The organism is Sutterella wadsworthensis (genome assembly GCF_003315195.1).
GTDB lineage: Bacteria > Pseudomonadota > Gammaproteobacteria > Burkholderiales > Burkholderiaceae_F > Sutterella > Sutterella wadsworthensis.
This window is the reverse complement of the sequence record NZ_QNRV01000023.1, coordinates 21,414-42,724: the sequence shown is the minus strand read 5'-3', so window position 1 is coordinate 42,724 and position 21,311 is coordinate 21,414. Positions and strand designations below refer to the sequence as shown.

15 protein-coding genes are annotated in these 21,311 nt (G+C 56.1%); 7 read left to right on the top strand and 8 right to left on the bottom strand.

Going from position 1 to position 21,311, the window contains the following annotated elements; genetic code table 11:
- Positions 1-75: 75 nt before the first annotated feature.
- Positions 76-429 (bottom strand): hypothetical protein, encoded by a 354-nt coding sequence (locus tag DES29_RS09255; protein WP_021994699.1) that lies wholly within the window; start codon positions 427-429, stop codon positions 76-78.
- Positions 430-449: 20 nt separating this feature from the next.
- Entirely contained in the window at positions 450-4,034 is a 3,585-nt protein-coding gene (gene mfd, locus DES29_RS09250; RefSeq protein ID WP_113854790.1) for a transcription-repair coupling factor, read from the bottom strand.
- Positions 4,035-4,218: 184 nt separating this feature from the next.
- On the opposite strand from mfd, the gene brnQ reads away from it, so the two are divergent.
- Positions 4,219-5,583: a branched-chain amino acid transport system II carrier protein gene (gene brnQ / locus DES29_RS09245; protein WP_021994701.1), complete on the top strand. Its 1,365-nt coding sequence runs from the start codon at positions 4,219-4,221 to the stop codon at positions 5,581-5,583.
- A 150-nt stretch (positions 5,584-5,733) separates the two neighbouring features.
- On the opposite strand, the gene DES29_RS09240 is transcribed toward brnQ, so the two are convergent.
- The 6 genes from DES29_RS09240 to DES29_RS12715 all read right to left on the bottom strand — a co-directional run bounded on the left by DES29_RS09240 (position 5,734) and on the right by DES29_RS12715 (position 11,785).
- Positions 5,734-6,582, bottom strand: a complete 849-nt coding sequence (locus tag DES29_RS09240) for an AraC family transcriptional regulator (RefSeq protein WP_021994702.1) — start codon at positions 6,580-6,582, stop codon at positions 5,734-5,736.
- 149 nt (positions 6,583-6,731) lie between these two features.
- Positions 6,732-7,091 carry a cytochrome c3 family protein gene (locus tag DES29_RS09235; RefSeq protein WP_005429635.1) on the bottom strand — a complete coding sequence of 120 codons (360 nt, stop codon included), beginning with the start codon at positions 7,089-7,091 and terminating at the stop codon, positions 6,732-6,734.
- Positions 7,092-7,109: 18 nt separating this feature from the next.
- Entirely contained in the window at positions 7,110-8,597 is a 1,488-nt protein-coding gene (locus DES29_RS09230) for an FAD-dependent oxidoreductase (RefSeq protein WP_021994703.1), read from the bottom strand.
- A 247-nt stretch (positions 8,598-8,844) separates the two neighbouring features.
- The gene (locus tag DES29_RS09225; RefSeq protein WP_021994704.1) at positions 8,845-10,299 is read right to left on the bottom strand and encodes an aldehyde dehydrogenase family protein; all 1,455 of its coding nucleotides are present in this window, start codon (positions 10,297-10,299) and stop codon (positions 8,845-8,847) included.
- Between the two features lie 173 nt (positions 10,300-10,472).
- On the bottom strand, positions 10,473-11,453 hold the full coding sequence (locus DES29_RS09220) for an OmpP1/FadL family transporter (protein ID WP_330872812.1): 981 nt from the start codon (positions 11,451-11,453) through the stop codon (positions 10,473-10,475).
- On the bottom strand, positions 11,345-11,785 hold the full coding sequence (locus tag DES29_RS12715; RefSeq protein WP_330872811.1) for an outer membrane protein transport protein: 441 nt from the start codon (positions 11,783-11,785) through the stop codon (positions 11,345-11,347). Before DES29_RS12715 ends, DES29_RS09220 begins: the two co-directional genes overlap by 109 nt.
- A 406-nt stretch (positions 11,786-12,191) precedes the next feature.
- Between DES29_RS12715 and DES29_RS09215 the strand changes: the two genes are divergently transcribed.
- The 6 genes from DES29_RS09215 (at position 12,192) to DES29_RS09190 (ending at position 21,218) form a co-directional block, all read left to right on the top strand.
- Entirely contained in the window at positions 12,192-13,403 is a 1,212-nt protein-coding gene (locus DES29_RS09215; protein ID WP_021994706.1) for a bifunctional 2-C-methyl-D-erythritol 4-phosphate cytidylyltransferase/2-C-methyl-D-erythritol 2,4-cyclodiphosphate synthase, read from the top strand.
- A gap of 59 nt (positions 13,404-13,462) precedes the next feature.
- Positions 13,463-14,374, top strand: coding sequence for an RNA methyltransferase (locus tag DES29_RS09210; protein WP_236578898.1), 912 nt, complete (start codon positions 13,463-13,465; stop codon positions 14,372-14,374).
- Between the two features lie 60 nt (positions 14,375-14,434).
- The gene (gene cysE, locus DES29_RS09205; protein ID WP_021994708.1) at positions 14,435-15,319 is read left to right on the top strand and encodes a serine O-acetyltransferase; all 885 of its coding nucleotides are present in this window, start codon (positions 14,435-14,437) and stop codon (positions 15,317-15,319) included.
- 212 nt (positions 15,320-15,531) lie between these two features.
- A complete protein-coding gene (locus DES29_RS09200; RefSeq protein WP_021994709.1) occupies positions 15,532-17,004 on the top strand; it encodes a radical SAM protein in 1,473 nt (490 codons plus the stop codon).
- A gap of 352 nt (positions 17,005-17,356) precedes the next feature.
- Complete coding sequence (gene hutW, locus DES29_RS09195; protein ID WP_016474783.1) at positions 17,357-19,012, top strand: heme anaerobic degradation radical SAM methyltransferase ChuW/HutW; 1,656 nt, start codon at positions 17,357-17,359, stop codon at positions 19,010-19,012.
- Positions 18,999-21,218, top strand: coding sequence for a TonB-dependent receptor plug domain-containing protein (locus DES29_RS09190; protein WP_236578899.1), 2,220 nt, complete (start codon positions 18,999-19,001; stop codon positions 21,216-21,218). Before hutW ends, DES29_RS09190 begins: the two co-directional genes overlap by 14 nt.
- Positions 21,219-21,311: the final 93 nt, after the last annotated feature.

Below are 21,311 nucleotides of genomic sequence, written 5' to 3'. Positions count from 1 at the left end.
CAGTCAGTTTAGAATCATTTTAGGCGTATTCTTCGCGCTCGTCTATGCAGACGCTATGGCCGAAACTAAAAATAATCAAGAGACCGTATAGGAGACATTGCGCAGAAGAATGCCGAGAAAAGCGGCAGCGACTGCGACCGTGAGGAGTGCATAAAAGGCCCAGCCTTCGACGGATTTTTCTTTGGTCTTTAGGTCCCGCACGGTCGAAAAGCCGATGTAAAGGCCAAAAAGCCCCACTGCGCCGACAAAGAGCATATTGCCGGCACTGAGTGCCGAATGTGACGACCAGAGGGCATAAAGGAGCATGAAGCCGCAGGCCGTGGCGACCAGTCCGCCCAGCAGGGCGAGCGCCTTAAAGAGATAAAGCCCTGCTTTAAAAAAGCGTCGGCGGCGGGGCTCAGGAATTTGATCGAGTTCAGAGACTTCCATAGCGTATGCACTCAGAGGGGTCAGCGGCGAGGGGGCTTAGCGGAACGAGACGCGGCAGGCGCAGATTTGCCGCCTTTGGGCTTCCTGAGACTCATCGACGAGGTGCCGGGAGCGGTCGTGGCAGATGGGGCGGGCGGAAGCGGTTCCGACGGCAGGGCCAGTTTGGCGAGCACGTCATAGACCGTCTGCAGGCGTTTCTCGGGGTCGGGGTTGGCGACATTAAGTTTGAGGCGCTCGGGCCCAAGCATCTGCGCGTCGCGCCGCGACTGCAGGAGCTTCACGAGGGCGAGCGGATCGAGGTTGGGCTTTGGCGTAAAGGCAATAATGATCGCCGCGGGAGCGGCATCAATACGGCGGATGCCGATCGCTTCACACTTGAGGCGCAGTTTATGCACTTCAATGAGGCGTCGGGCGGCGTCAGGAAGTTTCCCGTAGCAGTCGACGAGCGCTTCGGTGGATTTTTCAAGGGCCGCGCGGTCTTCTGCCGAAGCAAAGGCTTTGTAAAAGGCCAGGCGCTGCGAAACGTCCGGCACATAGGCCGAGGGGAGTAGCGCCGGGGCGTGAAGATTGATATCCGTCGAGAGCTGCAGCGGATCGCCCGCCTGCGGCGTTTCACCGCGCTTTAAGGCCTTCACGGCCTGCATGAGCATGCGGTTATAGAGGTCGTAGCCCACCTCGGCGATTTCGCCGCTTTGATGTTCGCCGAGCACCTCGCCGGCGCCGCGGATTTCCAAGTCGTGCATGGCGAGGTAAAAACCTGAACCCAAATCTTCAAGGGCCTGAATGGCATCGAGACGCTTCTGGGCATCCTTCGTAAAGGCCCCGTCGGGCGGCGTGAGCAGATAGGCATACGCCTGATGGTGCGATCGGCCGACACGGCCGCGCAGCTGATGGAGCTGCGCGAGACCGAATTTGTCGGCACGCTCAATGATGATCGTATTGGCCGACGGCACATCAATGCCGGTTTCAATAATCGTGGAGCATAAGAGCACGTTAAAGCGCTGCTGGTAGAAGTCGCGCATCACGTGCTCAAGCTCGCGTTCGCGCATTTGCCCGTGGGCAACGGCAATGCGGGCTTCGGGCACAAGCGTTTCGAGCCGAGCGCGGGCGTTTTCGATGGTGTTCACTTCGTTATGCAGGTAGTAGACCTGTCCGCCGCGCTTTAATTCGCGAAGCACTGCTTCACGGATCGTTCCGTCCTGTTCGCTCGTCACAAAGGTCTTCACAGCAAGGCGGCGTTCGGGAGCGGTGGCAATGACGGAGAAGTCGCGGATGCCTTCAAGACTCATCGACAGCGTGCGGGGAATCGGCGTCGCCGTAAGCGTGAGCACATCGACTTCAGCGCGGATTTTGCGGAGCACTTCCTTTTGGCGCACGCCGAAGCGGTGCTCTTCATCAATGACGACGAGCCCCAGATTTTTGAACTGCGCTTTGTCGGAAAGAAGTTTATGCGTGCCGATCACGATGTCGACCGTGCCGTCAGCCAAGCCCGCGAGTACTTTGGCTGATTCTTTTCCGGTGCGAAAGCGTGAGAGTTCAGCAACCGTCACCGGCCAGGCGCGGAAGCGGTCGCGGAACGTGGCGGCGTGCTGCTCGGCCAAAAGGGTGGTCGGACAGAGAACCGCCACCTGACGCCCTGACATGGCGGCGATGAAGGCGGCGCGAAGCGCCACTTCTGTTTTGCCAAAACCCACATCGCCGCAGACCAGCCGGTCCATCGACTTCCCGGAAGTCATGTCGTCGACCACCGCATTGATGGCCGTGGACTGATCGGGGGTTTCATCAAAAGCGAAGCCTTCGCGAAAGGCTTGATAGTCTGCCGGATCGATCTTGAAGCGGATGCCTTCGCGCGTGCGGCGAATGGCATACAGATTTAAGAGTTCGGCTGCCGTATCGCGAACTTCCTGCGCGGCCTTGCGCTTGGCCTTTTCCCAATCGCCGCGTCCCAATTGATGGAGCGGCGCATGCTCCGGATCAGCGCCGGCATAGCGCGAGATGAGCTGCAGATTGGTAATGGGCACGAAAAGCTTGGCGTCGTTCTTATAGGTGATCTCTAAAAATTCCGCGTCGCCGTCCGGCGTCTCCATATGCACGAGGCCTTGATAGCGCCCGATGCCGTGGTCGGCATGGACAACGGCGTCGCCGGGCTTGAGTTCGGCGACGTCGCGCACCATCATCTCGAGCGTTGTCGCGTGCTTCACGCGGCGCAGACGATGGCGGCGGGGACTGGCGGCATAAAGCTCTGCTTCCGAGAGAATAACGATTTCCGGATGATGGAAAACGGCGCCGGAAAAGAGCGGCGCGGCGGCGATGCCGAGCGCTGAATCGGCATCGAGGAAGGTCTGCCAATCGGGGAATTCTTCTACGCTCAGGCCGCCCGTGCGCAGGAGCTGAGACATGGTCTCCATACGGCCGGCGGAGGGGGCAGCGATCAATGTGCGCACTCCCTTCATTGCCGATTCGCGCGTACGCTCCAAGAGCTTCCCGACCGGATTCTGGCTCTTGCGGTCAACTTCAATGCCGCTCAAGCGTTTGAGATCCTCTGCGTTCTCTTTTTTCTCGACCGTGAAGCGCGCAAAGTTCGCGAGCGACTTGAAGAATTCTTCGGGTTTAAGCCAAATGCGCTCGGGCGCAAGCGCCGGACGCTGCGGATCGGCCGCGAGCACTTTGTAGCGCGAGGCCATGTCGCGCCCGAATGCCTGCAGCGCAGCTTCAATGTCGCCCAAGAGAAAGACCCGTGCATTAGGAGGAAGATAGTCCGTGAGCGCAGCCGTTTCGTCAAAAAAGAGCGGGAGATAGTATTCGATCCCCGGCGGGAGAATTTCCTTTTCAATGTCGCAGTAAACAATGCTCTTTTTCGGGTCGCCCGCAAACTCTCTGCGCCAGCGCTGACGGAAGGCGAGGAGCGCCTCCGGGTCAACCGGGAATTCATGGCCGGGAAGGAGCCGGATTTCCTCGGCAGACTCCATTGAGCGCTGCGTATCCACATCGAACCAACGGATGGATTCGATTTCGTCATCAAAGAAATCCAGCCGGAAGGGACGTTCAGACCCCATGGGGAAGACGTCAACGATGCTGCCGCGAACGGCAAATTCACCGGCGGCGAGCACTTGCTTCACATTGGCGTAGCCCGCGGCGGCAAGGCGCTTTTGCAGTGTCGTCAAGGAGATTTGTTCGCCCTGATGAAAGAAAAACGTATTGGCGCCGATATAAGAAACGGGTGAAAGCCGCTGAGAAGCGGTCACGGCAGAGGTGAGCAGCACGTCAGCGCCCCCCGTCGGCGCGGTCAGCCGATAAAGGGCTTCAAGGCGCTCAGAGACTAATTCTTCCTGCGGCGAAAGGACGTCGTAGGGGAGCGTTTCCCAATCCGGCAGCGGCCGAACATCCAGCTTCGGCTCAAACCACGGCATCTCCTGCGCGAGACGCGGCACGTCGGCCGGGTCGGCGCAGACCACCAGTACCCGTTCGCCTCGAGCACGTGCTTCCAGCGCAGCCTGAGCCAAGGCGGCAGCATCGCTGGTTTGAGCGGAAATCGTAAGGCGAAGCCGATCACCCGGCTTTACGCGGGCAAGGTCGTCGGCAAAGATCGGGCCGAGGGAAGTCATGATGAATACGGGGTGCGGCAAAGCGCCCGGAAAGACTGCTGAAGCGGGAAAAAGAGAGATCTCCATTATGCACAAGGCGGTGGTCAATGGAATGTTGAACAGAGAATCCCTAGAAACGAGAGCGTTGCGAGGAATGGCGTGTGCTAGCCTTAGAGCCTTTTCCTGAGGAGGAGGAATTTCAGAAATGCAGGCATTAACGCTCAGGCGGCGAAGTTTGGTGGGCCTCACGCTTTTTGCGATGTTTTTTGGCGCAGGCAACCTTATTTTTCCGCCCTGGCTCGGCGTGCAGGCCGGAACAGAGTCGCTCTCGGCCTTCATCGGCTTTCTCATTACCGCTGTCGGCTTCCCGATTCTTGGTGTGATGGCCGTAGCGGAATCCGGGGGCTTAAAGAACCTCGGCGCCCGAGTGCATCCGGTCTTTGCCTTCATCTTCATGTTCCTCATCTATCTCTCGATCGGCCCTTGCCTGGCGATTCCGCGTACGGCGAGCACGTCGTTCGAGATGGTGGTGCGGCCGCTTCTCGCCGAGAACGGTCTGCTCGAAGCCCCGCTCTTAGGCTGGACGGCGCTGGGCTTTTCTCAGCTTGCCTATTCAGTGCTTTTCTTCTTGGCGGCTTTTTTGGTAGCCCTGAACCCTGAAAAACTGACGAGCCGTCTGGGCAAATTTCTCTGTCCCACGCTCATTACGCTCATCTGCGTGCTCTGGCTCGGCGCCTTTGTCAATCCCATTGGCGAAGCCGGTGTGCCCGCTGCTGCTTATGCGGGCGCAGCGCTTGCGCACGGCTTCATTGACGGCTATCAGACGATGGATACGCTCGCGGCTCTGAATTTCGGTCTCATCATTGCGATGAACATTCGTGCGATGGGTATTAAGAGCGAAGGCGCCGTCGTGAAGGAAACGGTTTTTGCCGGCTGCATTGCCGCAGCCGTTTTCTTTGTGGTCTACGGTGCGCTCACGCAGATCGGCGCAGAAGCGGGCGGCGCATTCACCGGGATGGAAAACGGTGCTCAAACGCTCACGGCTGTCGCTGACAAACTTTTCGGCACGGCGGGACAGGTGCTCCTTGGGCTCGTCTTCTTTATTGCATGCTTCAATACCTGCGTGGGTTTGATTGCCTGCTGCTCGGACTATTTCTCCGGACTCTTTCCCAAGCTCGGGTACCGCGGCTGGGCCGTGGTATTTGCCGTCGTCAGCATGGTGATCAGCAATGCCGGTCTCACGCTCATTCTGAAGTTTTCGATCCCTGTGCTGGTGGCTATCTATCCGCTCGCCATCGTGCTGATCGCGTTGGGTCTCATTAACTTGGCCTGGAAAAATCTTCACCTGCACCGCTGGGTTTATCCGCTTTCGATGCTCTTTACGGGTGTTGTTTCCGTGACTGCCGGGCTGGAAGCTTTCGGTCTCAATGTGCCCTTTTTGTCGAATCTCTGCGCAGATCTCCCCTGGTCCAACATTGATTTGGGATGGATTTCGCCGGCGATCGGCGGTGCGGCAGCGGGGCTCTTCCTTTCGTGGAAGATTCCGCATGCCTGTGATCCAAGAACGTGAGTGCTCTTAAGCATTTCAGCAGTACAAACGGCGCGGATAAATTGCAATTTCCGCGCCGTTTGTTATGGGGAGATGTGCGGATTTAAACGAGCGTTCAATCGTTTAAGCAAACTGGAGCCGCGAAGTCCGAAGGAGTGCAGAGCGACCTCATCAAACAAGCGTTATTGGGTTTTTGGGCGGTGAATTTTTCCTCAAAGACAGTTCCGCATTCCTGAAAGTACTCGGTGAAGTGCCGAAAACACGTCGAAACGCACTTGAAAAAGCCGACGGTGCGGCGTAGCCGAGATATGCGGCAACTTCTTCAGCGCGTTCCCCGGCCAGAAGTTTTTGAGTAGCGGTGAGCATAGCGATCCTCAGCCGCCATGCGCCAAAGGAAAGTCCTGTTTCTTTGAGGACAAGTCTTGCGAGTGTACGTTCGCTCATGGCGGTTTCCTGAGCCCATGAAGCGACAGGCCTGTCGAGCTGAGGAGCTTGAATAATGGATTCCGCAATGCGCTTGAGTACGGGATGGTCGGGAAACAGCACAAAACTGATGGGGAGTTTCGGCGCGGCAGCGAGTTCCTCAAAAAGGACGCCGGCGAGGCGTGCTTCGTGACTGTGCATCGGGTAGCGCCTCGGCAGCGTCGAAAAATGCTTGAGCATCTCTATCACCATCGGTGAGAGCAGCAGACGGTAGGGCTCGGCCGGAAGCATCGCAGCCCATTCCGGATTGATGAGGCAATAGAGCGAGACGGCGCCTTCCCCAAGGAACCCTTCATGTCTGCACCCGGGCGGCACCCAGGCTGCGGAAGAGGGCGGAAAGGCAACGCGGTTTCTGCCTAAGGCAAGACCGACCAGGCCGGAAAGCGCAACCACGAACTGGCCGGTTTGATGTACATGCTGGCCTACAGATGCTTCGACGGAGGTTCGTTCATTGACGATCGTGCACTGAAGAAGTGACGTCGTGTCGTCGGGTTCAAACCCCATCGGCCACTTCGTAGCTTCAATGAAAGCGTTCATATCTCTCTGCCTAAAGGTGCTTGTTTTTATATGAGAAAACCGACGGAGTTCTAAGCTCCTCCGTCGGCAAGATGAAGAACGTTGGACGCCTTCTGACGGCAAACCGCTCTATGTGTCATTAGAAGACGTTTGCTGTCAGGAATGGACGGTTATGGAACTTTGTACTCAATATTGTGGCACTGAGCGCACATGTTTACGCTTTGCTGGTGACCGCGGTGGCATTCGGCACAATCAAGGCCGACCAGATGGTTGTAGTGCGGATTGGGATCGAGTTTAGAAGTTTGTTTAGCAACGGCATCGAGCGACTGATGACAGGTATTGCACTGCGCGGTTGAAACTTTTGCACCCGCTTTGGGTGTTTCCTTGCCGTGACAGGATGCACATGCGACGCCGCGCGCAACGTGACGGTCAGCGAGAAACTGTCCATCGGCAGCGCTCGCCGTGTTGATGGAAAGAAGGACAAGTGCGCCGGCGGTGAGGACGGCGGCAGTAAAACGATTGAACTGCATGACGTATACCTCAAAGGATCAGGCGTTCTTGCGGGAAGCGGCGCGGCCGGCTGCATGACGGGCAGCAACGCGGCCGAAAACCATGCCGCCGCCCAATTGGTTGCCGCCGATATCGTCATAGACCCAGACGCCGCCAGCAGCTGCGCCAGCAGCATAAAGACCTGGGATCGGACGACGCTCAAAATTCACAACCTGTGCGTCTTTGTTGATCTTTGGTCCGCCAAATGTGCTGGCCATGCCGCCAGCTGCCGGAATCATGTAGAAAGGCCCCGTTTCAAGTGCATGCGGTTCGTCGTAGTCGTAGGGCGGATCCAGTTCCTTTGCTTTGCCCGCTTTCACTGCAGCATTGAATTCACGCACAGTCTCAACGAGATTCTTTTCCGGCACGCCAGCCTTTTTGGCAGCTTCCTCAATCGTGTCGGCTTTAATTACTTCAAAACCGAGTCGTGCGAAGCGTTTGATCGTGTTCGTGAGAATCTGTGCGTTCTTGTCAGCGTCCGCACCAATCAGCATGAAGCTGCGGTTGTCCTCGGTGCGCTCGGCAATGGCTTTTGCTTTCGGAACCTGCAGCCAGGTTTCGGGAACAAATCGTTTGCCTTTCGTGTTCACTTGGATGCCGTAGCCAGCATGCATGAGCGGAGACGGATTGCAGTGACCCGTCGGCGTGATGGGGCCCGCATAGAACTGATCCATATTGACGAGCAGCGCCTGAACCTCTTCGGCCATCAGAATGTTCTCGCCCGTAATCCAGGGCGAACCGCGTACGATGAGGCGCGATGCCCAGGGACCGATGTACTTATCGACCATCGCTTCGTTTGCGCCGTATCCGCCCGTGGTGAGGATGACGCCGCCGCGGGCCAGATAGTCTTTTCGGCCTTCGGGGGTAATGCAGGACACACCTTCGACATTGAAGCACTCGTCCTTGACGAGTGAGACAGCTTTGGTGTTGTAGTGAATGGCAACACCCTTCTTTTCAAGTGCCGCCATCAGGCACCGGATCAGTTTGCTGCCGCCCGTAATGCCTTCTCCCGGGCTGATCAGACAGCGTGAGAGTTCCGGTGCAGGAAGACCTTCCCAAAGGTAAAAGGGGGTGCCGTGATCGGCAAGCCAATCGATGCCTGCGCCGGACTCTTCAGCGTAGACCTTGATGAGTTCCGGATCAGAGCGCTGATGCGAGAGCCGCATCATGTCTTCAAAGAAGGCTTTCGGAGAGTCTTCCGGGTGGTTTTTCTGGAAGCGGCTCCCAACGGCAGCAATCCAGCCCGATGAATAAACGGTGGCGCCGTCCGGGCGGTTCATCTTTTCCAGAAGGACCGTTTTTGCGCCTCGTTCGGCTGCTTCAAGCGCGGCGCACATGCCGGCGAAGCCGGCTCCTACAACAACGACATCCCAGTTCTCTGAGAGACGTTTTTTGGCCGGTGCTGCGTCCTGTGCGGCGTGAGCGGCACCTGCAGTTGCAGCGGCGACGCCGAAGAGACCGGTACGGACGAGTTCTCGTCTTTGCATTTGAAAGTCTCCTTGTTCCTTTTTTTATGGATAGGGTCCTGCGGTTGAGGGGATCCATTCGGGATGCACTCATCAACCACATGATTATTTTGAATTAGGCCCTAAGCACTAGGAATCCTCGGAACAGACAAGTGCTTTCGAGAAACGGTCAAAGTGAGTCGGTCATTAAGTTTCTTTCTAAAACGAACAGCGCGGTTCATCCATTGCGATGCCGCGCCGTTTTTGCCGAAATGCTGTGCAGTTTTTCTCAATAAGTTGAATGGTCAAAGACAGCTTTAAGCTGCGTGAATTCCATCAGCCCGTAGCGTCCGCCTTCGCGGCCGATGCCTGATGCACCATAGCCGCCGAAAGGAGCGGTTACATCGCGCGGCGCATCATTGATATAAACATTGCCGGCGTTAATTCGGCGGGCAACAGCTTCAGCTTCCGCCTTGGGACCCACAACCATGGCGTTGAGCCCGTACGGCGTATCGTTGGCAATGGCTACCGCTTCGTCGACCGTGTCATAAGCAATCACACAGAGAACGGGACCAAAAATTTCCTCACGGGCTATCCGCATGTCATTTTTGACGTCCGTGAAGATCGTGGGCTGGATGAACCAGCCTTTTTCATGAGCGCCAGGTTCTTCCGGGATGCTTCCGGCAAGCAGACGTGCGCCTTCTTTCACCCCCAGCTCGATATAGGACTTCACGGTCTCAAACTGCTGACGAGAGGCCATTGGTCCAATGAGTACCTTGGGATCAAACGGATCACCGACCGGATAGTCCTTCACATGATCCTGCAGCAGTTTTTCAACTTCAGCGAGCCGAGCTTTCGGCACAATGAGCCGAGAAAGCGCCGTACAGGTTTGGCCGGAATTCAAAAAGATTGAATTAAAGAGCGGCTTGACGGCGGCACGGTAGTCGGGCAGGTCAGGCAGCCACACACAAGGCGATTTGCCGCCCAGTTCAAGGCTGATGCGCTTGACGGTTTTCAGAGCCTGCTGCGAAAGAGATACGCCGACTGCGGTTGAACCCGTGAAGGAGATCATCGCCACTTTGGGGTTGAGGGCAAGCTCAGCACCCGCGCGGCTGCCTCGTCCCGATACGAGGTTCACAACACCCTTCGGAAAGTCGGCGAGGCGGAAGGCCTCCATCATGAGACAGGCCGTCAGCGGCGTCGATTGGCTGGGCTTCAGCACGACAGTATTGCCGGTGAGGAGCGCCGGGATGACTTTCTGGACGATCTGCCCAATCGGATAGTTCCAAGGCGTGATGCAGCCGACCACGCCGACGGGCTCGCGAATGACGGTTGAATGCTCAAAAGGCTCTTCAAAGACGACTTTTTCGACTTCGTCGATATAGGACTGAATGCGGACGAACTGATAGTCGCAATGCGCATTGGCGCCAAAAGCAATCGGAGCGCCCAGTTCGGCAGCTTCCAGATCAATGATCGCCTGACGCATGGCTTTGAAGTGTTCGAGAAACCGCTGCATCAGTGCCCGGCGCTTTTCGAGCGGTGTTGCCCGCCAGGCTGGCAGTGATTCGTAAGCAGCATCAACTGCACGATCAATGTCTTCGACCGTGCCGTCAGGAATTTCTGCGAATTTCTCTAGTGTCGCGGGATTCTCAACCGCAATGCGGTTGGGAGAGGAGGAAGCCGTCCACTCGCCGCCAATGAATTGATTGGTGAAGAGCGGCTCAAAGACGTCATAACTGGCCATCGTTGTCTCCAAGCAGAGTGCTTAGGGCAGACAGTCGTCACTTTCTGACGATCGTCCGAATCTGGAGTCGAGTGTAGGACGATGAAGGAATGCCGGCGGCATAAAGCGCATAGCAAAAAGCCCGTCCCGGCAATAAACCAGGGCGGGCTTGACCTCAAATCAGCCTGAGCTGATTAGAAGCGGTACTGCATCTGAACGCCAAGGAGGTAGGCGTCGAGGTGACGATAGCGGCCAATTTCTTCTTTGGTTTGGCTGTCGTAGAGTGAGCGTTCGTGAACGCCATGCAGATGAGCGAAACCAATATCCGTCTGGAAGTCCTTGGTCCAATGGAAGGATGAGCCAATGGCAAACCACCAGCGATCCGCGTCAGGAATGATGGCCGTACGCTTGGTCTTATCGTCGATCGGAGACGTTTCATAAGCGATACCGCCGCGCAGCGTCCAGAAGCTGTTCACGCGGAGGTCATAGCCGACGGACATGAGGTAGGTATCTTTCCAACCGTTTTCGATGTTCGTCATTTTGGAATACATGCCGTAGAGGAGTTTGCCCTGATCAGAATCGAGACCTCCGACATGTTCTATCGCAGCGTTAACTTTAGTGCTGAGTGCAGAGCTGTTTGTCTGCAGGCTGTCGAAACTCGACCAGTCAGCCCAGCGGAAAGTCGCGTAAAGGCTCAAATAATCATTGACATCCCACGCAGCCGTGGCCATAGCCCAAGCCGGACCAGACACGGTAACCGAGGCGTCATAAGTGCCGTCCAGCGCTCCACCAGTAGAACCGTTGATAGTTACATCACCATTGGTGGAATGTTTCGTTTCAGAACGATAAGAGAGACCAAAGCGAAGACTGTCTACCGGCTGCCACATCAGGCCGACATTGAAGCCCCAAGTGAAGTCGGTAGCTTCATAGGTGCTGCTCATATTCATCTGTTGATTTTTATAACCAACACCAAACTTCGCATCAACGTACTGCAGCGCAAGGCCCGCACCGATACTGAGCGTATCCGTAGCCTTCCAAGCAACGTTCGGATTGAAATTGATCACAGTCATTTCAGCTTTGTAGCCGTGATCTTTGCGGTTCCAATCTTCGCCGTAATCCGTTGCAAGACCGTAAGGCACCGTGATGGCAAGACCAACCCAGGTTGAATCATTGATCTGGTGCGAAATAAAGCCGTGCGGAACAAACTCTTCCTTATCGCGGCCGTTATTTTTTTTTCACCGGAATACTGATGATCGACATACTCCAGATTCATGCCGACGCCAACACCGCCGAACTGAACCTGCGTGCCCGGATGCAGCGTCATCGTCGCAGCGTTGTAGTACATGCCGGAAACGTCCGTACCATCAACGCCGACGCCGGCATATGCGCGGCCGAGGGCGAGCGCGGACTGTTCGGTGAGCTGGAAACCGCCGGCATAGGCCGTCGAGCTGAGGGCAGAGGCTACGGCAAGGGCCGCCGCAGCGATCTTGAAGGACGTGTGATTCACGAACGTCTCCTGAAGAACTTTATTAAATGAAGAAAATCAATCGGAATGCAATATTCCGCAACATGTGGAACCGCATTCTGCGCGAAGAAAAAGCAGAGAAATAACACGAAAATTAGGTGTTAACCCTTGGCTTGTGCAAACTTCATGCAGACGGATGATGGGGTTCGATAGTGTGAAGTGAGCCTTTATTGCTTTGATATTTAAATAAATATTTAGCTTCTTGGTATTCAAAACAGAGGCATTTGAGAAGGTATGCCCTAAAGGGGGTAATCCAAAAAAGCCTGTTGCGGCTAAAACGCTTTTGGCCGGCAAACCTCGACTTAACCCGTCATTGCCGCGCGAGGTTTGGGTTAGAGATTCTGCTCGGTAAAATTCGAAGCATCTCATTGACTGCGAGAATGCTTCCATGACCGATGCACTATTAGTCGATTCCGCTCGAATCTTCGCCCTCATCCCTGCTGCAGGTGTCGGACGCCGCATGGGGGCGGACTGCCCCAAGCAGTACATGCCGATAGCCGGCGTTCCCATGCTGGTGCGAACCGTGGAAGCGCTTCTGGCAGCGTCTCGGGTTGAACGCGTTTTTGTGGTGGTGAGTCCTGAGGATGCCTACATCGACCACGCTGCCGAATCATTTGCAAAATGGGGTGACCGCGTGAAGATTCTTCGTGCGGGCGGCGCAGAGCGCGCCGATTCCGTTTTGGGCGGACTGCGCGCAGCCTGTCTGCCGCCCGAAAGCTGGGTGCTTGTTCATGATGCGGCGCGTCCCTGTGTTCGACCGAGTGAAGTAAGTCATTTGATTGATGAGGTGACGGCCGACAGTTCTGCTGCGGGCGGCATTCTTGCCGTGCCGATGGCCGATACGGTGAAGCGTGCTGATGCCCGTCGGCGCATCATCGAAACGGTGCCGCGCTCTGGTCTCTGGCGAGCCGCGACGCCGCAGCTCTTCAGAGCGGGAGAGCTTATCGGGGCGCTCAATGCCGGACTCGACGGCATCACGGACGAAGCGAGTGCAATGGAACGCGCGGGGAAGACGGTTAAAGTGGTTTCCTGCCGCGCGACGAACATCAAAGTGACGGAGCCGGGAGACGAACGGCTTGCAGAATGTTTGCTTGAAGGGCAAGGAGGCCCTATGCCGATTCCTGAAATTCGTGTGGGTCAGGGCTACGACTCTCACCGTCTCGTTGCTGGCCGCCCGCTCATTTTGGGCGGCGTCACTATTCCGTTTGAAAAGGGCCTTGACGGTCATTCCGACGCCGATGTGCTGCTTCATGCTGTGACCGACGCGGTGCTCGGGGCTGCTTCGCTGGGCGACATCGGCACGCACTTCCCGCCTTCAGATCCGAAATGGAAAGGTGCCGACAGCGGGAAACTGCTCGCGGCTGTCATGGACCTCGCTCAGGCTGCCGGATGGCAGGTGGTGAATCTCGACGCGACGGTGATCTGCGAGCGGCCAAAGCTCGGCGCCCTGAAGGAGCAGATTCGTGCCAATGTGGCCAAGCTCCTCGGCGTTGCACCAGCTCAAGTCAGCATTAAAGCTAAGACAAACGAAAAGATGGATGCGGTCGGCCGAGAAGAAGGCATGATGGCGCTCGCGACAGTACTTCTGGCCAAGGCCTGATACGCAGTCGGCAATCTTCTTGATGTGCGGCTGACGCTGAGGGCGATGCGCCGAGTAGAATGGCAGTCTTTAGTGTTTCTACTCATTCGCTTTTTCGTCTTTCAATGCAGTCCGTTCCCGAACTCGCCCGCCGCGTGTGTTTCATCCTCTGCGAACCTGCTCATCCGGGCAATATCGGCTCAGCTGCCAGAGCCATCAAGACGATGGGATTTCGTGATCTGCGCGTTGTAGCGCCTCGTGAGGCTGACTATCGTACGCATGAAGAAGCGCTGGCTTATGCAACGAGTTCGGCGGATGTGCTCGAAGCTTCAAAGTCCTATGCGACTTTAGCTCAAGCACTCGAAGGCGTTACGTACGCTTGGGCGATGACGGGCTACGACCGTGAGTTCGGCGCGCCGCTCACACCGATGCGTCAGGCGGCGTCCGAAACGGCTTCTCGTCTCTCGGCGCTCGAAGGCAGCATTGCTTTCGTTTTCGGCACGGAAAGAAGCGGTCTCACCAACGAGGAAGTCTGCCTTTGTCAGGGCTGCTCAGCAATTCCGGCTGATCCGGCCAGTCCAAGTCTCAATCTCTCTCAAGCCGTGCAGATTGCTGCTTATGAGATGCAGCTCGCGCTCCTCGACGCCCGCGGAGATGCCGGTGCGCTTTACGATTGGCAGGGACGCTTTGCGCATGAAGAACCTGCGCCGCTCGAGGCGGTAGAGGGCTTTTTTGATCATTGGGAGCGGGCGATGGCTGCCTGCGGAGCGCATGATCCCAAGAAACCGCGTCACTTTATGGAAGTCTCTCGCCGGCTGTTCGGCCGCGCCGGGCTCACTAAAAACGAACTCGATCTGCTGCGCGGCGTCTGCGCAGCGGTGATTTGTCCGAAGCGGGACCGCATCGGCACCAAGACGCGAGGCAAGGCGGCGATGCGCGAGCAGACGCAGAACGACCCCAAAAATTCGCCGATGCCGCCCGAAGAACAGTAAGTCTTCGATATCCGCTGTCCCATCAGGACTCTTAAGCTATTCACTTGGTTTCAAATCCCCATGTTTAAAGAAGCTCGCGAACTCATCGCCACCATTCGAGAAAAGGATCCGGCCGCTCACGGCGCAGCGGAAATCATTTTTGCTTATCCGGGATTTCATGCGGTGATGATTCATCGTTTTGCGCATTGGTGCGCGATTCAGGGCTGGACGGCATTTGCCCGCTGGGTCTCTCAGGTGGGCCGCTTTCTCACCGGGATTGAAATCCATCCTAAAGCCAAGATTGGCCGCCGGGTTTTCTTTGACCATGCGATGGGCGTCGTGATCGGGGAAACCGCGGAAGTGGGCGACGACTGCACGATTTATCAGGGCGTGACCTTGGGCGGAACGAATCTGACGGCCGGCGCCAAGCGTCATCCGACGCTGGAAAACGGCGTGGTGGTCGGTGCCGGCGCCAAGGTGCTCGGCTCGTTCACGGTGGGAGCCGGCGCCCAGATCGGTTCCAATGCCGTCGTTGTGAAGCCGGTTCCGGCCGGCGCAACGGTGGTAGGTGTCCCGGGACGTATCGCGGTTTCTAAAAAGACGCCGGCGAAAGCCCCAGAGCCTTGCAGCCAGCCGGAGCGCGAGCGCGGGGTTCACGCGGCAGCGGCCGCTTTCCATGCATACGGTCTCGAACCCGGCATGCGCGACCCGTATGCCACCTCTATTCTTGAGCTTGTGCGTGTTGTTGAAGCCCAGCAGTGTGAAATTGCCCGTTTGAGCGAGGCACTCGCTTCGGCAACGGGAAAGAAGGTTGAGCCGTCGCCCGACGCTCACTTCGATACCACAAAGCTTTGGCCGAGCGATCGTGCCCCGCAGCAGAGTAAAAACGAAATCTCCCCCGAAACGCCGGACGCAGCCAAGGAACCAACAAAAGAGCAACCCAAGGCACCGTCGGATAAGGTCTAAGCAGGGCTGACGACATCAAGGCAGAGCAAGGCCGGCCGTTCTCACGAATGGGCCGGTTTTGTGTTTCTGGCGCTTGGGAGATTTCCGCAGGCGCATTGCGCAGCAACAGGTATTTTGGGTGTGTTTTCTTCAGATCGAACGGAATTGTTTGCGCATTAGCGACGAATAGAGAATAATTCTCATTAACATTTAAATGTTTTGAGGAGACCGTCATGAGCGAAGGCACAGTGCATCCGTTGGCGCAGCCGGTTGGCCGTACGCATGCTGCGGGCGCCTTCGATTGGCGTGCGGTGCCATCGGCGGATCCGAGAGCGTCTGCATTCGCGCTTGACACTGCGCCTGCGCTCCCGGCGGCGGCTGAAGAATTCTCCGGCGAAGCCTGTCGTGAAATCGTCGAAGATCTTTTAGACCGCACGCGCACAGGGGCGGCCGTCGCTGAGGTTCATGCGCCGTTTTGCGAGTCCAAATGCGACGGATGCGGCTGCTGGCAGCATGCTTATAAGGAGCTCGAAAGCCGTCGCTGGGCCGACGCACTGGTTCGTGAAATGGCTGCGTGGGCGGATACGCATGCCCAGGCGGGAGCGCCGATTCAGGCGCTGCGCTTTGGCGGCGGAACGCCGAGCGCTTTGGAACCTGTCGACATCCTCCATGTGCTGGCCAAAGCCCGTCAATATCTGCCGCTTTCCAACGACTGCAGCATCGAGCTTCAGGCACGTGTGCACGGATTCTCCGAAGAAAAGATTGAGGCTGCGCTTGCGGGCGGCGTCACGCGGTTCGTCCTTCCGGTAAGAAGTTTCTCGACGGAAGTGCGCCAGGCCGCTGGCCGGCTTGATGCCGGTGGGGCTGCCGAAAAGCTCCTCAAGCGTCTGACTGAATATAACGAAAGTGCGGTTGCCGTCGAACTGAATTTCGGTCTGCCAGGGCAGTCGCTTGAAGTATGGACCGCAGATCTTGAGCGGGCATGCCAGCTGCCGCTTGACGGCCTCATGATTCGCGCTGCCGGAGAGCCAGACATGTTGGGCGAGGCGGCCAAAACGTTTCGAGCGGCGGATCCGGCTCTAATGGCTCGCATGCATGAACGTGCTTTCGAGGTGCTCGCCGACAACGGCTGGGAGCGGCGGACAGCGCTGACTTGGAGCCGCTCAGAGCGCGATCGCACAACCTTTGATGTGCTCGCTGCCGGTGATGCGGACAAATTTGCCTTCGGATGCGGCGCACACGGCAGACTCTTTGGCCGTGAGCTTTTGATTGAGCCCGAATTGGGTAAATGGCTCTCGGCAGTTTGGATGGGGCGGCGCCCCGTATCATCCGTCTCGGAGCCTAAATCAGGCTGGCGCGCAGCTGCGCTCTTGGCTCAGGGCGCGCTCCTCGGGCGGTTTTCTCTCGAACGCATTGAACACGCGAGCGGTCTGCGCATCACAGAATCGCTCGAGCCGCTCTTTGATGACTGGACTGCTGCCGGGCTCCTTCGCCGTACAGGTGCTCTTGGTACTTGGATTCGTCTTACCGATGCAGGACTTTACTGGCATCAGGCGCTTGCGGCTCGTATGGCGCTCAGAATTGATGCCGCAGAACTGCTTGAGCTGCCGCACCGACTGCTGGGCGGACGCCGCTTCGAAGCCGCAGCTCAAATCATTCCTGCCGATGTGTGGGAGAGCGCAGAACGGGCTGCGGCGCTCTCTTGATTCATTATTCCTTCAGAGCCGGACCCGGATCGTTTGATTCTGCTTGAACGGTCTGGGTCTCTTTTTGGCTTGAATAGGTGCGCTTCGCAGCTGTCAGGCTCAAGTCGTTCGGCTGAAGAGTCGCCATGACAAGCACCATCTTAGGGCTTTCAGGATGGGAGGCTTCGTTATCCCTAAAGAGATATTTTTTGTTCTAAAAAACTAGGAATATCAATATAAAATGATCGTCATGACGTATGACGATGAAAACTTGCTAAAGGATAGTATTTAAGGAATATTCCTATATAATGCGAATCCTTCTCATTATTGTTCGTGTTATACATACGGACAGTTCTCCATAAGAGGCCGCATTTTGTCTGAAAGCCCCGCACCTAAGCCCGCTGCCCCAACCTTTGAGTCGGGTGCTCGCGCGATGAATGAAGCGCTCCAAACTAAAGGCGTTGAAGCCTATTTTGCTGATGCGTCTGATCCGCTGCACAAGGCCTTTATTGCCAAAGCGGCGGTGCATTCGGGGCCCGGCGGTCGGCCGCTGATTGGAGAAGAGGCTGAAAAAGCCATTGACAGCCATTACGACACGCCTCGCTCAGGACGGTCCCTCGCCTATATTCATGTGCCGTTTTGCGAGACGCGGTGCCTTTACTGCATGTTCTATCAGAACCCCTGGAAAGAAGAGGCAACGACGGAATATGCCAAGCAGCTCGTGAAGGAGCTTGAGCTTTGGAGCGACCGTGCGGCACAGAATGCTGCGCCCATCAATGCGCTTTATTTCGGCGGCGGCACGCCGACGGCTTTTTCACCCGACGATATCCGTCTGGTCATGGGAGCGGTGAAGAAATATCTGCCGCTCGCAAACGACTGCGAAATTACGCTCGAAGGGCGAATTCACAATTTCAGTGACGCCAAGATGGATGCGGCTATCGAGTCCGGCGTTAACCGCTTTTCACTGGGCGTGCAGACCTTCAACACGCAAATTCGGCAGTCGGTGATGCGCGTTGATGATCGCGACACGATCATCCGCCGTCTCGACAAGCTCTGTTCCTACAACAATGCGTCCGTGGTCTGCGACATGATCTACGGCTTCCCCGGGCAGACGATGGAGGTCTGGGAAGACGACCTGAAGACCGCCGCTTCACTGCATCTCGACGGGGTGGACTGCTATCAGCTCAACGTTTTTGAGAAGTCCCCGCTCGCCCGCTACATCGCCAACGGGAAGCTTCCGCGTGCGGCGACCTCTGACGAAAAGGCGGATTTCTTCGCTAAGAGCGTTGAATATTTCACAAGCCAGAACTGGCGCCGGCTCTCCAACAACCATTGGGGCCGAACGATTCGCGAACGCAATATCTACAACGCCTGGGGCAAGAGCGCCTGCGACTGCCTGGCCTTTGGCTGCGGAGCGGGCGGACGTCTGGCGGGCTATTCCTACATGATGGAACGTAAGCTCGCTGACTACTACCGGTTGCTCGGCGAAGGCAGAAAACCCGTCGCCTTTGCGATGGCGCCGACACACAACTGGCACCTGCTGCGCACGATTTCCTCTGAAATGGAGTCGGGCGCCATCAATCTCAAGGCCATCGGCCGACAGTTTGGCGGACTTCCGCTTGAAGACCTTGCCAAGGTTGTGCTTTCACAGTGGTGTGAGGCCGGCCTTCTCGTCAAACGCGGCGATTGGTATTACCAGACGGTTGCCGGTCAGTATTGGCACGTCACCCTCGCTCAGCTCCTGATGGACTTTTTGTCACATCAGCTGCCCGAACCCGAGAGCGAGCAAAAGATGGACATGGGTGCTCCCGATTCGATGATGAAGATGGCGAGTGCGGGCCGCCACGCGCATGGGCAGATGCCGCCGGGCATCTTAAAGATGCTCGAAGGCATGCCTCGCGACATGATCATTGAAATGGCCAAAAAAATGCCCAAAGAAATGATTACTCAGATGGTCGCTCAGGCGCCCAAAGATGTGATCGAACGAGTCCTCGGCGAGGACGGACTTCGCGAACTTGGCGTTCGCTGAAGTTTTATCCAAAACAATAAAAAGCACTATTTCCCACAGCGAATCCCTCCAGTTTCTTTCTAGGACCAAGAAGAACTTAGTGGACTTATCCATGAAAACTTATACCCACAACCTTCTTTCTGCCGCTGTTGTTGCTGCACTTACTTTTTCCGGCGCGGCGATTGCCGATGAATATCAGACGCTTGAAACCACAACGGTTACCGCTGGCCGTTTTGAGCAGGACTTGATGGAAACGCCGATGAGCGTTTCCGTGATCACAGCAGACGATATTGCGAAGAGCGGCGCTCAGTCGATTGGTGCGCTGATCGAGTCCATGACCGGGGTCCGCATCAATAACGACGGCGGGCAGGGTATTAAGCGCGCGAAGATCCGCGGTGAAGACGCTTTTCGTTCGCTCGTCATGATTGACGGTCAGAAGATTTCCGAGCAGAAGTCCATGTCCGGATCGCCCATTCTGATCGACCCGGCCATGGTTGAACGCATTGAAGTCATTAAAGGGCCGGCGTCCGTGCTTTACGGTTCCGATGCTATTGGCGGTGCGATCAACATCATCACGAAGAAAGGCGGCACGAAACCGGTGCAGGGTGAGGTCGGTGCCGGTATGAACACCTCCAACTCCGGCAAGTCCGTCAACGCGTCAGTGTACGGCGGCGTTGAGGGCTGGAAGTATCGCATCGGCGTTGCCCACGAAGACGGCGACAATCTGAAAACGCCTGTCGGTGATATGAACCACACGAAGTTCAATTCGACAGGGGCAAATCTCTTTGTGTCGTATGACATCAATGAAAAGGCGACCGTTGGCGCTACGTTGGATCACTTTGACCTGGATTTCATGTCAGGCAGTGCAGAGCCGGGATATGAGCCGTTCTATGTAGATGTGCCGGAATGGAAGCGCACAAAATTGGGTGTGTTTGGTGAGTTGCATGATCTAACGGAATCATTGAAAAAAGTTCGTTTTGATGTTTTTTATCAGAAGAACGATAAGACAATGAACAACCATGTTGAAGTGATAAATAGCCCCGTTGTTGTTGATAACTATGCAGATAATTCACTTGACCAATATGGTTTTTCCTTGCAAACGAATTGGTCTGTTTCTGACTCTACTTTCATCGTTGCAGGGTATGAGTTCAATAATGACGATTTAGATGCTCAAAGTCATGTACATACTGTTGGTGATACTCCAGCTATGCCTACTATGCCGAGCATGCATATCGATACGGAAAAGCAGGGTTTCTTTAAGGGTGCTATGACCACTCATGCACTTTTTGCATCGGCTGAAACAAATTTAGTAGATACGGTCACACTTTCTTATGGTGCTCGCTACACCTACGTTAAGACCGACATGGATGACATTCATGGCTATAAGGTCTATAACCCAAGCAATACCACACCACAACGACCATTCAACCCGGATCAGGAACTTGGTAAGGCTGGCAAACAGCATGATGACCGTGTTGTTTTCAATGCGGGTTTAGTTTGGCATCCAGTCAACGATTTAGCCTTACGTGCTAATTGGGCTCAGGGGTTCCGTGCTCCGCTTTTGCAGGAACGTTACATTGCAACCAGTATGGGTAGCACCAGCACAACATTGGGTAATCCTGATTTGAAGCCTGAGACGTCCAATAACTTTGAAGTCGGTGCACGTTGGATGTCAAACAGCATCATGCTTGATGCCGCGATGTTCTACTCGAAAGCCAAGAACTACATCCAAGCTTTGCCAATCAGTTCATCTCTGTCTCGTTATGAAAATGTCGGCGAAGCCACGACGTACGGCCTTGAATTGACTGGTTCTTATGAAATTAAATCCATCGGTCTCGAGCCGTATGTGAATTTGACTCTCATGCGCCGTCAGTTTGATTACGGTAATGTGGAAACCTATAAGACAGCCACTCCTGCTGTTATCGCTCGCTACGGTTTCCGTTGGAACGGCGAAGCAAATGGCTTGGGTCTGCATGCCGACGCATATGCTCGAACCATTTCAAAAACGGAGTATCAGGATCCTTCTGCTACTGCTCGATCTGATTCGAGCTATCGCCTCGGCGGAGCCACGACTTTCAACCTGACGGGCGGCATTTCGTTTGGCGACCAGAAGCAGTATGGCCTCGATGCGGGCTTCTACAACATCTTTGACAAGGCCTATCGCGAACAGACCGCGATCTACGAACCGGGCCGTTATCTCGCCGTTAAGCTCAATGCGAAGTTCTAACTTCATTCTTTTGAGCTGAAAAAAGCAAGTCGCAGCGCCCTGTATCTCGTCCGAAGAGGTGCAGGGCGCCGGTCGACTTCAGCAAGTCATTTT